Consider the following 15,047-nt stretch of genomic DNA (forward strand, 5'->3'; position numbering starts at 1 on the left):
GGGGATTGAGTCGATTTTCGATTTTCGATGTTTCTGGGCCCCTTGAGGAGCTCGATCGTTAATTTCTCCGCCCTTGCACCTCTTCCTCTCCTCCTCCCCCCCCTCCCCCTTTCTCAAAAACTCTTTCCCCCTTCCCCTTGCTCTCGGCTTCCTGTAAAGTAAATAATTGTAAAGAAATATGAGTTTTCTCTTATCCTCTGGTTAAGACCGCCACCTCGCATTCACAATTAAGACCCGGATTATAAGTTCCTATGTCACAGCTTTTCCCGCGAAAATTTCTAGCCTTTGCTGCCGCATTTTTTCTGGCTTTGTCGGTGTGGACGATCGCACCTGCGGCTCACGCTTTCAATAATCCCGATTTGTTGCCGTCAACTCAGACGCCGATCATTGACTTAGCTAAAGCCCTCACGGATATTGAAGAAGAGGGTTTGGCAAAAAATTTAAAGGCCTTTGAAGCCGAAACCGGCTGGAAACTGCGAGTGCTGACTCAGTACGATCGCACGCCCGGTTTGGCTGTCAAAAGTTATTGGGGGCTAGATAACAAGAGTGTGTTGCTAGTTGCTGACCCCCGAGGGGGCAATTTGCTCAATTTTAATGTGGGCGACTCGCTGTATCCGCTGCTGCCCCGCACTTTTTGGGTGGAACTGCAAACCCGCTACGGTAATCAATTTTTTGTCCGGGACAATGGCGAAGATCGAGCGATTATTGAATCTTTGGAGTCGATCGAAGGCTGTTTGCGTCAGGGCGGGTGCCGCGTGGTTCCCGGTTTGCCGAGGGAACAGTGGATTCTGACGTTAATTACGTCGGTAGTTGGCGGCGTCATCTGCGGGTTTGCGGCTCAGCCTCGGAAGCCGGGACAGGTTGTGGCTTGGCAGTGGGCGCTGATTTTTTCGCCGCTGTGGGGCATTCTGTTTTTCGCTTTCGGACTTGGGCCGGTGGTGACTCGGACTTCTGACTGGTTGCCAGTGGTTCGGAATGTGTCCGGTTTTGCGATCGGAGCTTTGGTGGCATTCCTAACTCCGGTGTTGGGCAAATCTTCTTCGTCGGAAACTTAGTTGTCACTTGTCAGTTGGCAGTCAACAGTCAACAGTCAACAGCGATGCCCTGAGCGAAGTCGAAGAGTCAACAGTCAACGAATGACTAAAAGCTGGTAAGCTGATACCTGACAACTCAGAGGCGACAGCTATCCAACAAATGGAATGGCACGTAAGCGATGCCCAGAGTCTGGGATTAATCGATAACGAAATTGGCGACCACGGTTTTTCAGCGGCGGAGTACGAAATAGTCCGCCGCGTGATTTATGCGACTGCTGATTTTGAGTACAAGTCTTTAATTAGTTTTTCCGATCAGGCTTTGCAAGCCGGGGCCGCTGCTTTGGCTGCTCGGACTACGATCGTGGTAGATGTGCCGATGGTGCAGGTGGGCATTACGCCCCTGATCCAAAGTACCTTTGCGAATCCGGTTTACTGTTCGATGGAGGCTTTGACGCGCCCTCAAAAGGAAAGGACGCGGGCTGCTTGGGGGATTGAAACTTTGGCAAGACGCTATCCTGAGGGGATTTTTGTCGTGGGCCAGGCTCAAACTGCTTTGTCGGCGATCGTGGATTTGATTGAAGCTGAGGAAATTCGACCGGCTTTAGTGATTGGGACTCCTTCTGGGTTTGTGGGGGTTGACGTGGCTAAGTCGCGACTGCACGATTCGATGATTCCTCACATTCGGATTGAGGGCCGCAAGGGCTCTGCGGTGGTGGCTGTGGCTATTGTTAACGGGCTGGTGGATTTGGCTTGGCAAGCTTACGGCCAAGAGGGGAACAGTTGATCGAGAAGTTAATTGTCATGAGTCATGGGATTTTAGATTTTAGAGCCCGCTTTCGGCACCCTCTACTGTCACAATCGGTTTTTTCGGAATGTTGTGAACAAATTAAGTTACTTTTTATAATTTGGGATTCTGTGAACCATCATAGATAGTCCTAGACGCATGAGAGTCCAGAAACCTGTTTTTTTTACGAAAATACGCAGGTTGCAGCCACAGATTCGGTAAAAAACACGGTTTCTTTGTCGGAGTGCGTAAGTCTTGAGAGAGTAGAATTCTCTAGCAAATTAAGGAAATGAGTCGATTCCAAATTCGCGAAGATGACCTCAGAGGTAGAAAGATAGCTGACTTTCTGTGCGAACATCTCGAAAATATGAATGAGATTACACCACCTGAAAGCATTCATGCTCTTGATTTAGAAGCATTGCGCTCGCCCGATATTACTTTTTGGGCGGCTTGGGAGGGTGATGAATTACTCGGATGCGGAGCACTGAAAGAACTAGATTCAAGAAGTGGTGAAGTCAAATCAATGCGTACCGCCAAGGCTCACCGCCGTAAAGGTATCGCCGGGAAGATTCTTGAACACATCATCAAAGAAGCGGAACGGCGTGCTTACGATTGCCTGAATTTGGAAACAGGGGCTTTGCCTGAGTTCGCCCCGGCACGAGCCTTGTATATACGGTATGGGTTCAAGTACCGAGGCCCATTCGCTGAATACATTGATGACCCGAATAGCGTGTTTATGACGAAAAAGCTCTAGGCTGGGCTTCTCGAAATTGGTGTATTTCTTGAAAATCTCGCAATGACGCTTAACTATTATTAGACATCTCCAGAAATTAAGTTTTTGCTCGGGTTTAACTTGCGATCGCTCTTAAATTTGTCGCTACTATCCATATTAATAATCAGCGGGCGATCGCCTTTTTACATCTCTGCTTTGATTAGTGCGATCGCGGTCTTTTTTCCTACCTTTTTTAATTTGCTGGCTCATTTCTACAAACAAATCCCTGCGTAAATAAGGATAGTCGCTCACCCACACGTCACGGCTGGGAATATAAATATCTGAAACTTTGGCAATTCTGCCTAAATCTTCTTGATTTGACATAATTAACATTAAAGCAGCTTGGCCGGGGACAATTCCTTGGTGATCTTTCCGCAAGGGAGCTCGAAGTGTAGTAGTAAATCCGGTTTTGTCGCCGACTTCTAAATTAATTCGCGGTTCTAAGTTGTCTACAATTACGAGTTGTCCTTTTTTATTGACAGTTTCTTCTTGACTTGTGACTTCATCTGTGATGTAAACATCCAAAACTCGCCCTTGCCAAAAACCGCAGTATTGATATTTGCGGCATTCTGCATTCCGCAAACTGGCCCACAAAATCGGCCCCCACAGCCAGTACAAACCGGCGATCAATCCGGTGATTAAAACTAGCGGCGCGACATCTGAACCGGCGAAGTTATAGACTATCAGCAGGAAAACTACTGTTACCGCTGAGATTAACATTCGCCTCAAAAAATCGGGCGGTTTTCCCCAGATATATTTGTATTGCGCTCCCGTGGCGACGGCGGGAATTAGCTCTTGAAAGGTTTCGCGCGTTAAGGGAATTAGCATAAGAAGTTCGGCAACGAAGCATTGTACGGGATTTAACGGATGGATGTTGAAGTGAGAAGTCAGAAGTGAGAAGTCAGAAGTGAGAAGTCAGATTAGTTCCTATTACCAATGGCCGATAACTAATGACAGATAACTAATGACTGATGACTGATGACTACAAAATTTTTTCCAGGCCGTAAACAAGAGATCGCAGTTCAAGGACTTTGCGTATAGATAGCAAGACTCCTGGCATATAACAAGCGCGATCGCTGGTATCATGTCGTAAAGTATAAACTTGACCTTGCCCGCCAAAAATTACCTCTTGGTGGGCAATTAAACCGGGCAAGCGGATGCTATGAATGCGAATCCCTTCATCCGCCGCTGAACCTCGAGCTCCGGCTAATTTTTCGGTTTCCTCAACTTCTGGCTGATTGAATGTTTTTCCCATTTCTGCTAGCATTTGAGCAGTTTGAATAGCCGTGCCGCTGGGGGCGTCGGCTTTTTGATTGTGGTGCAGTTCGATAATTTCTACGTGTTCAAAATACTGAGAAGCGGTGACAGCAGCCTGTTGGAGTAAAACCATGCCGATCGAGAAATTGGGTACGATCAAACAGCCGATGCTGGCTTTGTCAGCAAATTCAGCTAAGTCTTGAATTTGCTCGCTGCTCAAGCCGGTAGTGCCGACTACCGGGCGAATGCCATAAGCTATGGCCGATCGCACGTTTTCATAAACAGACGAAGGGTGCGTAAAATCTACCATCACGCCTAACTGCTTTTCCTGAGATGCTAATACCAGCATCCCTTGCAAGTCGTCAGTGACGGGAACTTCTAACGGGCCGCATCCGGCTAATTCCCCCGCATCGGCGTTGAGGAACTCAGGAGAGCGGTCTACAGCCCCAAATAAGGTCATGTCACTAGCATTGGCGATCGCCTTAATTACTTCGCGACCCATTTTGCCTGCGGCACCGTTAACAATCACCGGAATCGGAAGTTGATTCGCCATAATCTCAAAAATATCCTGAAAGTTCGATCGACTAAATTTTAACGCTTGTGGGAATTTGGGGAAACAAGGAATGAAAGACAGGATTTGTCGGCCAATCTTCAGAAACCCGGTTCCCCTCCGAGAAATACTTTGCCAAATCGAGTTATTAGCTTAAAGAAACTCGGTTGCGGCACAAGGAATGAAAAAATTATATTCAATCTCATATTAAGCCCAATTCTGTAAGAACAGACTTGTGCAAAGCTAATTTGCACCGACATATTTTTTCTGTGACTGCCAAATTCTCTCGAAATCTTCGATCTGTAATGTCTGTCGCAACTGGCTTCGACCTGAGTTCTCAAAACCGACGGCTCAGGATTTTGCCTGCAATGCTTGCGGGCGCGACTTTAACGCTGCTGAATATGGGAGTTCGGCAGTTGGGAGGCCTGCAAAGCTGGGAATTGGGGAGTTTTGACTCGTTAGTGCGCTTGCAGCCAGATTCCGGCCCCGATGCGCGGTTGCTGGTAGTGGCAATTTCTGAGGCCGATATTCAAGCTCTGGGGAGATTTCCAATTTCCGACAAGACGATCGCTCAAACCTTGACAAAACTGCAAAAGTACCAACCAAAAGTCATCGGTTTGGATTTGTACCGGGATTTGCCCCAAGCGCCAGGACACCAAGAATTGCTGGCCGGGCTGAAAGCACCGAATGTTGTGGCGATCAACCAATTGAGCGATTCAGAAAGTCCGGGAGTGCCTGCGCCCCCGGGGATACCGCCCGATCGGGTCGGTTTTAACGACTTCGTGCTCGATCCTGATGGCGTTGTACGCCGCAATTTGCTCTCAGTCTCGCAACCTGAAAAGAAGACTGCTGTCTCGTTTTCTTTGCAAGTGGCATTGCTGTATCTCAAAGACAGAGTACAGCAGAAAAATAGCCCTGTTCATCCCCACCAAATCAACTGGGGAAAGGCAGAATTTGTGCCATTAACTTCTGACAGCGGCGGCTATGCAAATATTGACGCCAAAGGCTACCAAATTCTGGTCAAATATCGGTCTGCGAACGAGGTGGCGCGACAAGTCAGTATCAGGCAGGTATTGAACGGGGAAATTGACCCAAGCTGGGTTAAGGACAAGATTGTATTGATCGGGACGACGGCACCGAGTACCAGAGATTTGTTTTTGACGCCCTACAGCCCGGTTAAAAAGCAAAGTCCGAAAATGCCGGGGGTGCTGGTGCACGCGCAAATGCTCAGCCAAATATTGAGTGCGGTTTTGGATGGGCGATCGCTGTTTTGGGTGTGGCCGGAATGGGCGGAAATTTTGTGGAACGCTGCTTGGGCGATGGTTGGCGGGGTTTTGGCTTGGCGGATTCAGCATCCTGCGAGGGCCGGATTGGCTGGGGGTGCGGGATTGATCGGACTGTTGGGGATTAGTTATGGGATTTTTACTGGGGGTGGGTGGGTACCGTTAGTGTCGCCGACTTTGGGTTTGGTGGTGACTGGTTTGGGTGTCAGTGCTTACAGGAAGCTTTACGATGCTTTTCACGATTCTCTAACGGGTTTGCCCAACCGCGATTTGTTCGTCGATTGCCTGGGGCGGGCGATCGCCAATACTAAGGGCCGCCACAGCTATCTGTTTGCGGTGCTGTTTCTGGATTTAGACAGATTCAAGGTAATTAATGATTCTTTGGGTCATTTGGTGGGGGATGAACTGCTGATAGCGGTGGTGCTGCGGTTGAGGGCGATTATTGGATCGGGGGATACTGTGGCGCGGGTGGGAGGCGACGATTTTGCGATTTTGGTGAGGAATGTTGATGTTGGGAGTGCGGTGGATTTGGCCGATCGCATTCACCAAGCTTTAATTGTGCCTTTTGAGTTGAAGGGGCAGGAGGTGTTTTTGACGGCCAGCATCGGGATTGCGCTGGGGGGCGAACCCGCTGCTACTGTCAGGGAACAGCCGGAACACTTGCTGCGGGACGCCCACACGGCGATGTACCGGGCGAAGGCTTTGGGAACGGGAAGGTATCAGGTGTTTAATGCCTCGATGCACGATTTGGCGGTGGAGAGGTTGCAGTTGGAGACGGATTTGCGGATGGCCCTCAAGCGTCAGGAGTTTTTGCTGCACTACCAGCCGTTTGTATCTTTGGCAAGCGGGAGGATTATTGGGTTTGAGGCTTTGGTACGCTGGCAACACCCGCTGCGGGGTTTGATTCCGCCGATGAAGTTTATTCCGGTGGCTGAGGAAACGGGGGCTATTGTGCCACTGGGTGAGTGGGTGCTGGAGGAGGCTTGCCGGCAGTTGCGGCTGTGGGAGGGAATGTTTGACTTCGATCGACCTTTAATTATGAGTGTAAATTTATCTGGGAAGCAGTTTGCTCAGCCGGATTTGGTGGAGCGCATTCAGGCTATTTTAGGGGCAACGGGTTTGAGTCCCGAGAGTTTGAAGTTGGAGATTACTGAGAGTGTGGTGATGGAGGATGTGGAGTCGGCGATCGCGGTTTTAAAGCACATGAAGGCGCTAAATGTCAAATTGGGAATTGATGATTTTGGCACGGGTTATTCGTCGTTGAGTTATTTGAGTCGGTTTCCTACGGATACTTTGAAGGTTGATAAGTCGTTTGTGGGGCGGATGGAGATCGAAAGCGAGGGGGAGAATGTGGCGATCGTGCGGACGATTGTGGCGCTGGCTCACGCTTTGGGTATGGATGTGATTGCTGAGGGTGTGGAGACGGCGCAACAGTTGGCTAAGTTAAGGTCGATCGGCTGCGAATACGGTCAGGGTTATTTTTTTGCTAAGCCGTTACCGAGCCAGGCTGCGACTGCTTTGATGGCTTCCGAGCCGCAGTGGTAGTTGTGGGTTATTCTTGTTCTTGGTTCATATACAATAATCCTCATATCGTAGTTTAGAAAAGCTTGATGCCAGAAGTCGCACGATTTTACGGAATAATTATCAAAATTTTCTTTGGAGATCGTCCACCGCCTCATTTTCACGCAGTTTACGGTGAGTATAATGCTTTGATCGGCATTGAATCTTTAGAAATTATTGAATGAGATTTACCGAATCTGGCTCAAAAGCTGGTAATAGAATGGGCTACCTTGTACCAGAAAGAACTGCTGGATATGTGGAATAGTCAAGAGTTTAGTAAACTTCCGCCATTAAAATAACTGTGATTTTTTTATAAAATCTGAGCGCATTGTTTCTGCTAAAGCTATTGACGATAACACCTTGATGGTCAAGTTTCCAAATCTTGAAATCAAGAAATATAACATCTCTAAGTTATTAGAAAATCCGAGGTTGGCGATGTTAAGCAATCCTGGCTTTTTAAGAAATTTTAAAATTGAACCTGGTGGTTATGCACTGGTTTGGAATGAAGATATCGATATCAGTGAATATGAACTTTGGCAGAATGGAGTCAGTTGCGCGGCTGAGGAAATTGAGCAATACATTGAATTTATTCATAATTCGTTCGGAGGAAAGCACGATCGTGCAAGAATTATTTGATGTAGTCTAATTGTTAGTAACATTGCCTGAATCTAATTTGCACCAGGGTGTTAGAAGGACAATTGTAGATTGTTACGATGATGGAAATTACGAGGTAAAATTTAGCGATCGCTCTGGCGAAACGAGAGCTTTGTGTACTCTGTCTACCGAGCAGTTTTTAGTTGTTTGGAAGTCGAAAGAAAGGCGTTGGTTGTCTGTATCTGAGCTATTAGCTGCGATGGTTGAACGTTTGTCAGACGAACGTCAGCAACAAATTTTAGAGTTTGCGCGTTCTGTGTCTCAGAAATAGTCTGTTTTTGGCGGGGTTTTGAGAGGAATCAGACAAACTCTGTACTTGGATTTCAAGGCAGCAGATCGACTGTTGTCCGCTTGTATGTCACAATAAACAAGCAATTATTATATTTTGAGTTATCCTGTGAGTCCTACTGCCGAAGTCAGCAATACCCTAAATGCGGGCGCTCTACCAACCGTTACCGCTACCCCAGCGCGCCGCGCTGTTTTTCCCTTCACTGCGATTGTTGGCCAGGAGGAGATGAAACTGGCGCTGCTGTTGAATGTCATCGATCCCAAAATTGGCGGGGTGATGATTATGGGCGATCGAGGTACTGGTAAATCTACCACAATCCGCGCCCTCACTGACTTGCTGCCGGAAATTGAGGTGGTGGCTGACGATCCTTTTAACAGTCATCCCAGCGATCCAGATTTGATGAGCGATGAGGTGCGCGATCGCACTTTATCTCAAACTGACATTAAAATCGCCCGCAAAAAAGTCCAAATGGTAGACTTGCCTCTGGGCGCTACCGAAGACCGAGTTTGCGGTACGATCGACATCGAGAAAGCTTTGTCGGAAGGTGTTAAAGCTTTTGAACCAGGGCTTTTAGCTAAAGCGAACCGCGGCATTCTGTACGTTGATGAAGTCAATTTGCTCGACGATCATTTAGTCGATGTTTTGCTCGACTCGGCCGCCAGCGGTTGGAATACTGTTGAAAGAGAAGGCATTTCGATCCGCCACCCGGCTAAGTTTATTCTCATCGGTTCCGGCAATCCAGAAGAAGGAGAATTGCGGCCGCAGTTGCTCGACAGATTCGGGATGCACGCGGAAATTCGGACTGTAAAAGACCCGAATTTAAGAGTGGAAATTGTCGAACAGCGATCGAGTTTTGACCAAAATCCGCCGGAGTTTCTCGCGAAATATCAGCACGAACAAGATGATATGCAGCAGAAGTTGGTGGAAGCTCAGGAAAGGTTGAAATCGGTAACTATCGATCGAGAGTTGCGGGTAAAAATCTCCCAAGTCTGCGCTGAATTGGACGTAGACGGGCTGCGGGGCGATTTGGTGACAAATCGGGCTGCGAAAGCTTTCACGGCTTTGGAATGCCGCACAGAGGTGACTGTGGACGATATCCGCCGGGTGATGACTCTGTGTTTGCGGCACCGGTTGCGGAAAGACCCGCTAGAATCAATAGATTCGGGGTATAAAGTGACTAAAGTGTTCGATCGGGTATTCGGCCTAGAAACAACTGAGGGGTAATTGGTAATTGGTAATTGGAAATGGGTAATTGGTGGTGATGAAACCTTCCCAAATTTTCATACCTTATTCCCCATTCCCAATTACTAATTCTGGCAATGGAAAAACGAATTTTAGGATTAGATCCGGGCTTGGCAAATCTCGGCTACGGGGCAATTTCCTGTCAAATTGTACCGGGCAAACAAGATAAAAACAGCGTTTCCCTGATTGATTGCGGCGTTATACAAACAACCCCAAAACAGGAAATGGGACAGCGCTTGAAAACAATTTACGACGATTTGCACGAGGTAATTGAACAGATTAAACCTGAGATAGCAATTGCCGAAAAACTGTTCTTTTACAAGATGGGAAATACAATACTTGTAGCGCAAGCGCGGGGCGTTTTGACGCTAGTATTGGCGCAGTGTGGAGTGCCGCTGTTCGAGTTTACGCCGGCTCAAATTAAGCAAGCTTTGACCGGACGCGGTAATGCGGATAAATCCGAAGTGCAAGAGGCCGTGGCGCGGGAGTTAGAGTTGGGTTATATTCCGAAACCCGACGATGCGGCGGATGCTTTGGCGGTGGCTTTGACTGGGTGGTACGATGATGATATTTGTCCAAAGAAAATACAGTTGGAAACAGAAAAAGTTTGATACAATATCAAATCATCGGCAAATTAAGCACAAATCCGGGCAAGACATCTTCTCCCGATAAACTTACAGGAAATTGTACAATCTCTACTTCGCGAGAAGGGCGATAAATCTCCACTTGTTCGTCTAGAGGATTAATTAACCAACCCAAGCGTAAACCACTGTTTAGATACTCCTGCATTTTCTCCTGAAGCGGCTGCAGCGGGTCTGGGGGCGATCGTAATTCAATGGCAAAATCAGGACAGATTGGCGGAAATTTCTCTTGTTGTTCTTCTGTTAAAGCCGACCATCTTTCTAAGCTAACCCAAGCTGCGTCTGGCGATCGATCGCCATTATTGAGCAACCGGAAAATTGTGGAAGAACTAAACACTCTCCCTAGCTGCGTTTGACGGTTCCACAAGCCCAACTCTGTAATTAAATCGGCTTCTCGATTGCCGCTGACTCCGCCTACGGGTGACATAATAATAATTTCTCCTTTAGCAGTCCGTTCAAATTGCCAATCTCGATTCATCTGGCATAAACGGTAAAACTGTTCGTCTGTTAGTTCGACAGTATCTAAGTTTAAAGTAACGGTTGTCATTTTATTATTTCTCCTCTCTTCTCTTCTATTCAGTCCGCGCAGGCGGACTTCGTTTGACAAGAAGCGATTTCAATCGCGGATTTATTTAAAATCGCTAATCTATTTTAGCGCCATTTTTTGCCGATCGCGATTAGGACGATCGCACCCAAAACACCTGCTACAATTCCTAAACCCATACTCAACCCAAAAACCACATTTACATCCATCGGATTTGAGGAGCTGGCCGGACTTTTAATTTGACTAGCATAAACGCTGGCTGCTACTCCGCTGGTGCCAATTCCCGCACCCACAACCCCAATTGTAACATTCAAAGTGCGATCGCTCTTAGCCCTCTCAATCTCAATAATCCCCTCAATCGTTTGAATCGCATTTTCCAACAACCTCAAACCCGCAGTCAAACTCCGATTATCCGCCGCCACTTGCCAAACATACTTCTCCTCAGCAAAATCGCTGAAACTTCCCATAAACTTGAAAGCTTCGGCATCACTTCCCATTTCCTTACCGATAGTTTCCAGCCGTCTCTTATAATTTTTAAGATTAGTTTTGATTGTATTTTCTTGCTCTTCCAATCTGCTGATATAATTAGCATAAACCGAGAAAATTGTCAAGGAATTAACTAAACTTTGCTGCAATTCTTTCAGGTCAACTTTCGGCGCATTCACCTGTTCCGGCAATTTGTTAACAATGTCTTGAATATTCCGCGAAGCATCTTTCAAGTCAGCCTTAAGTTGGCGGCTTTGAGTGTAAGCCCAAATCACTTTGTTGCGGAAGACAAACACTCGCATTAAATGCACGTAAAGTTTAGCGACAGTCTTGCTAATCTCGCCAATAGCTTGCCCATTATTGTAAGGAAACAAGCAAATTAAGACGTGATGATTGTCGCCAATATTGCCCCTATCTCCCGGAGGTAGCCACAATTCGTAAAAATCAGCACCTAAAAATTTACCGTCAGCTTTTAAGTCTCTATCCCATTTAGCATTCAGGAATAGATTGAGTTTGTTGTAGCAATTTCTAGCTGTTATTAAAGCATCTTGGTCATCAGCAGTCAACTGTCCCCACACCAGCCAACTTTGACCGATGGTAGCCGGTGGATTGACGCGGGAAATTACTTGTTGTTGCAGCCATCCTAAACAGTCGATTTCTTTGGCTTCAAATTTCTTGTTCCCGTCAGTTTCTATTTTCCCAGACAAGTCAAATTGTGCCGCATAGGTATCGCCAATTTTGACGGGATAAGCGTAGCCATCGAGGGGAGACTCAAATGCTTCTAATTTTTTGTCGCCAAGTAACTCGATATACTCAGCAGTTTCAGTTTCAGCTTGTTTGAGTTTTGCTAGCTGCGGGGCAGAGATTTTGTCGCCATAAATCTTTTGCCAAAACTGTTGGCGGTTTTGGCTAATCTTGTCCTCATTTTGCCCGATACCGTCTGCTAAATCGTAGACAAATAAATCGACAGTCGGGTAGATTAGCCAATTTTCCTTACTCATGGACAAATCCATCTGCGATCGACAATAAGATTGTATCTCGACTTGCTTTCACTGAGTCCCTAGCTTGCAAAATCTTTCTGAGGAATCCTCCAAACCCGCGCGGCTGGACTTTTGCCTCGATTTTCTTGATAATTTCTGGCAAATCTGGCAAATCGCTGATGTCGCTACAGATGTTATCAATTTGGTTAGTAGTGTTGTTTATTTCAAATTCAGCATTCGGCAGAGGTCCTTTGTTGCGTTCGTTGCTATGATTCACTAACCAACCATCAGCTTCGTTATAAGCAGCCAGCAAAGGGGGATGCAATTCGGCAAGTCTTTCGATATCGATAATTGTCAAACTTTCACCTATTTTATTGCACTCGGATTGGACGGCGGCAGGTAACGGTTCAGTTTGTTGCAATAGCGCGACAATAAAAGCTTTAAAAATCTCGTCTTGCGTGTCGTTCATAATCCTGTGATAGTGAAAGCAGCCCAATAGTAGGGATGCTGATAAGGTGGGTCTAATTCCATTTTAGCCAACGCTTCGCGATTCCTGTTAAAGAATCGGTTCAGCATAAATTTAACTTCAGAAAGTTCGGCGCTGTTTGCGGAAATATTGTCAATTTCCCCTTGATACCAGGCCGCTAAATCCTCGCGGGTGGCTTCTCGTAGCCATTTTTGAGCATTTTTTAAAGCAACGCGCATGGGTTGGCGGGCTTCTCCCCACTGTTCGTAAAAATAAATCATTAATAACGTACTCGCACCCGATTCTACGGGCCACAGGGTACTGACGACACAGCCAACTCCCGCGCGCATAAAACCGCTAGTTAATCCTACATATTCGGCGAGAATTGTTTGTTTGTCAGTCAATGCGGTTTCGCAGGCGGGAAGGCAGATTAATTGGTAGTTGCTGAGGTCATGTTTGATAAGTTCTCTGACTGTTAATCGGTGGTTGCCGCTTAAGTATAAAGTCGATTCGAGGGGATTATCAAAATTATAGCTGCCGTGGCCGGTGAAGTGAAAAACATCGTGCGGCTGTTGCAATAATCTTTCGACTTCATCGAGGGTGGCTGCGTCTTCTCCCAGTCGGGTAGAGTTGGGAAACATTCGGCAAATAATTTCCGATTCGATTTCGGCGGCGGGGAGAGGGGCGAATCTTTTTTGTTGACCGTTTTTATCGGTAATTACGCTGTGGGGATTTTCGATGCTGAGGATGGAAAGAACCCCCCTAGCCCCCCTTGCTAAGGGGGGGACAGGAGTGTTCAATGTCTCGGTTTGTGAGGCGGAGACTGGAGTATTCTCTTTAGCCCCCCCCTTAGCAAGGGGGGGGTTGGGGGGGGTAAATTGATGTTGCAAACTAATCCCAACTTCCTCTTTAGCCCCCCCCTTAGCAAGGGGGGGGTTGGGGGGGGTAAACCGATGTTGCAAATTAATCCCAACTGCCGCGCTAGGCAAATAACTAACCACAAAATCACCACCAAACAAAGCATGAATTGGGAAGCGGTGCAAGTCCCGGTGAGGAATCAGAATTAAGTGGGTAATCCCCTCTAATTGCTGTTCAATGACATCAATTTTCAGGATTTCCTTGAGTCTGGCAAATTTACTTGCCATTCCCGCACGCCAAGGATGATTTTGTTGGCTTGTTTTCTCCTGAGATTGATAATCGGTGTATTGTTGATTCCACTTTTTCAGCCATTCTTCAAATTGATCGGGAAAATCGCTCAAACAGTTTTCGGGAGACAACAAGCCCTCGAATTTAATGATGAATGTTGTCAGGGATGCGTCGCTGAGATGCCAGTAAATTGCGGCAGTTGTGGGATTGAGAAGTTGCTGAATTTGTGAGTGAGTGACTGTCTCTTCTGTTTGGTAAAGGGGAATTGGCAAGGCATCCAGCAGCCAAGATATGCAGACATTTTTATCGGTTTCTGCTGTTGCTAAGGCTTGGGCAAATTGCCCCGACTCGATGAATATATTTACCGTTAACTGTTCAAACCTAACTAATTTGTCGGTGAGTTGCTTTTGGGTGAGTTGCGAATAGTTTTTAGCTTTGAGCAAGCGCTGCAATAAATGGGTTGCATCTCGCTGTAGTTTATTGGCTTGTTCGGTTTTTTTGAGGCTGACTAAAGTTTTGATTAAATCCTGCAAAACTTCTAGATGCAGTTTCAGAAAAGCATCTGGTATTAGAGTTTTGAGTGCTTCTTTGTAGCTGGCGGCGGCTTTATTCCAATAGGTGTTGCGAGAATTAAGTTTTCCGCGATCGTAGTGAGCATTTCCTAGTGCTTGATGAAGTTCTCCATATCCTTCGGTGTGGGTGTTTTTTTGGCAATATTCTAAGCCTGCTTGTAATGTTAATATTTCTCCTTCATAGCCACGCTGTTTCAGGTTGTGAGTTAAGAGAGTTCTTATTACTGGTGGAGAATTAGGGAATTGTACCTGTAATATATCATAGACTGGCTGGTTATGTCTAGGTGTGATGCTGACTGCTATACTCCGATTAATCCAGGGTTCGTGATAATCTGGTTTAATTTCTAAGGCTTTGTCGTAGGAGGCTATCGCTACTTCTAGCTTTCCTAAATCATGCAGTGCATTGCCCCGATTGTACCAGGGTACGTGTTTATCTGGTTCGATTTCTAAGGCTTTGTCGTAGGAGGCTATCGCTTCTTCTAATCTGCCTAACTTATTCAGTGCAATGCCCCGATTGTACCAGGCTTCGTGTTTATCGGGTTTAATTTTTAAGGCTTTGTCGTAGGAGGCGATCACTTCTTCTAATCTGCCTAACTTATTCAGTGCAATGCCCCGACTGTACCAGGGTTCGTGTTTATCTGGTTTGATTTCTAAGGCTTTGTCGTAGGAGGCTATCGCTTCTTCTAATCTTCCTAAATTACTCAGTGCATTGCCCCGACTGTACCAGGGTTCGTGTTTATCTGGTTTGATTTCTAAGGCTTTGTCGTAGGAGGCTATCGCTTCTTCT

15 protein-coding genes are annotated in these 15,047 nt (G+C 46.6%); 9 read left to right on the forward strand and 6 right to left on the reverse strand.

Going from position 1 to position 15,047, the window contains the following annotated elements:
- The first annotated feature begins 251 nt into the window (after positions 1 to 251).
- The 3 genes from QUB30_RS02045 to QUB30_RS02055 all read left to right on the forward strand — a co-directional run bounded on the left by QUB30_RS02045 (position 252) and on the right by QUB30_RS02055 (position 2,572).
- Positions 252 to 1,055 carry a TPM domain-containing protein gene (locus tag QUB30_RS02045; RefSeq protein WP_333328318.1) on the forward strand — a complete coding sequence of 268 codons (804 nt, stop codon included), beginning with the start codon at positions 252 to 254 and terminating at the stop codon, positions 1,053 to 1,055.
- A gap of 139 nt (positions 1,056 to 1,194) precedes the next feature.
- Entirely contained in the window at positions 1,195 to 1,818 is a 624-nt protein-coding gene (locus QUB30_RS02050) for a precorrin-8X methylmutase (protein WP_333328321.1), read from the forward strand.
- A gap of 289 nt (positions 1,819 to 2,107) precedes the next feature.
- On the forward strand, positions 2,108 to 2,572 hold the full coding sequence (locus QUB30_RS02055; protein ID WP_333328324.1) for a GNAT family N-acetyltransferase: 465 nt from the start codon (positions 2,108 to 2,110) through the stop codon (positions 2,570 to 2,572).
- Between the two features lie 135 nt (positions 2,573 to 2,707).
- Here the strand turns inward: QUB30_RS02055 and QUB30_RS02060 are convergent, their stop codons facing one another.
- Together QUB30_RS02060 and dapB are read right to left on the reverse strand one after the other, a co-directional pair.
- Positions 2,708 to 3,418 (reverse strand): phosphate ABC transporter permease, encoded by a 711-nt coding sequence (locus tag QUB30_RS02060; RefSeq protein WP_333328328.1) that lies wholly within the window; start codon positions 3,416 to 3,418, stop codon positions 2,708 to 2,710.
- A 154-nt stretch (positions 3,419 to 3,572) separates the two neighbouring features.
- Positions 3,573 to 4,400 carry a 4-hydroxy-tetrahydrodipicolinate reductase gene (gene dapB, locus QUB30_RS02065; protein ID WP_333328332.1) on the reverse strand — a complete coding sequence of 276 codons (828 nt, stop codon included), beginning with the start codon at positions 4,398 to 4,400 and terminating at the stop codon, positions 3,573 to 3,575.
- Positions 4,401 to 4,702: 302 nt separating this feature from the next.
- On the opposite strand from dapB, the gene QUB30_RS02070 reads away from it, so the two are divergent.
- The 6 genes from QUB30_RS02070 (at position 4,703) to ruvC (ending at position 10,036) form a co-directional block, all read left to right on the forward strand.
- Positions 4,703 to 7,225, forward strand: a complete 2,523-nt coding sequence (locus QUB30_RS02070; protein ID WP_333328335.1) for an EAL domain-containing protein — start codon at positions 4,703 to 4,705, stop codon at positions 7,223 to 7,225.
- A 65-nt stretch (positions 7,226 to 7,290) separates the two neighbouring features.
- On the forward strand, positions 7,291 to 7,425 hold the full coding sequence (locus tag QUB30_RS02075; RefSeq protein WP_333328338.1) for a DUF4160 domain-containing protein: 135 nt from the start codon (positions 7,291 to 7,293) through the stop codon (positions 7,423 to 7,425).
- A gap of 142 nt (positions 7,426 to 7,567) precedes the next feature.
- Entirely contained in the window at positions 7,568 to 7,876 is a 309-nt protein-coding gene (locus QUB30_RS02080; RefSeq protein ID WP_333328572.1) for a DUF2442 domain-containing protein, read from the forward strand.
- A 10-nt stretch (positions 7,877 to 7,886) separates the two neighbouring features.
- Positions 7,887 to 8,165: a DUF4926 domain-containing protein gene (locus QUB30_RS02085; RefSeq protein WP_333328341.1), complete on the forward strand. Its 279-nt coding sequence runs from the start codon at positions 7,887 to 7,889 to the stop codon at positions 8,163 to 8,165.
- A 126-nt stretch (positions 8,166 to 8,291) separates the two neighbouring features.
- A complete protein-coding gene (gene bchI, locus QUB30_RS02090; RefSeq protein ID WP_333045226.1) occupies positions 8,292 to 9,407 on the forward strand; it encodes a magnesium chelatase ATPase subunit I in 1,116 nt (371 codons plus the stop codon).
- Between the two features lie 95 nt (positions 9,408 to 9,502).
- Positions 9,503 to 10,036 carry a crossover junction endodeoxyribonuclease RuvC gene (ruvC, locus tag QUB30_RS02095; RefSeq protein WP_333328345.1) on the forward strand — a complete coding sequence of 178 codons (534 nt, stop codon included), beginning with the start codon at positions 9,503 to 9,505 and terminating at the stop codon, positions 10,034 to 10,036.
- 7 nt (positions 10,037 to 10,043) lie between these two features.
- Here ruvC and QUB30_RS02100 read toward each other — a convergent pair whose 3' ends face one another.
- From QUB30_RS02100 to QUB30_RS02115, 4 genes are all read right to left on the reverse strand, one after another.
- Complete coding sequence (locus tag QUB30_RS02100) at positions 10,044 to 10,613, reverse strand: Uma2 family endonuclease (RefSeq protein WP_333328348.1); 570 nt, start codon at positions 10,611 to 10,613, stop codon at positions 10,044 to 10,046.
- A 104-nt stretch (positions 10,614 to 10,717) separates the two neighbouring features.
- A complete protein-coding gene (locus QUB30_RS02105; protein WP_333328351.1) occupies positions 10,718 to 12,097 on the reverse strand; it encodes a hypothetical protein in 1,380 nt (459 codons plus the stop codon).
- A complete protein-coding gene (locus QUB30_RS02110; RefSeq protein ID WP_333328354.1) occupies positions 12,090 to 12,545 on the reverse strand; it encodes a hypothetical protein in 456 nt (151 codons plus the stop codon). The genes QUB30_RS02105 and QUB30_RS02110 overlap by 8 nt, the downstream gene beginning before the upstream one ends.
- On the reverse strand, positions 12,542 to 15,047 hold a 2,506-nt coding region (locus QUB30_RS02115; RefSeq protein ID WP_333328357.1), incomplete at its 5' end, for a CHAT domain-containing protein. The genes QUB30_RS02115 and QUB30_RS02110, both read right to left, overlap by 4 nt.

Source organism: Microcoleus sp. BROC3 (assembly GCF_036702515.1).
Taxonomy (GTDB): Bacteria; Cyanobacteriota; Cyanobacteriia; order Cyanobacteriales; family Microcoleaceae; genus Microcoleus.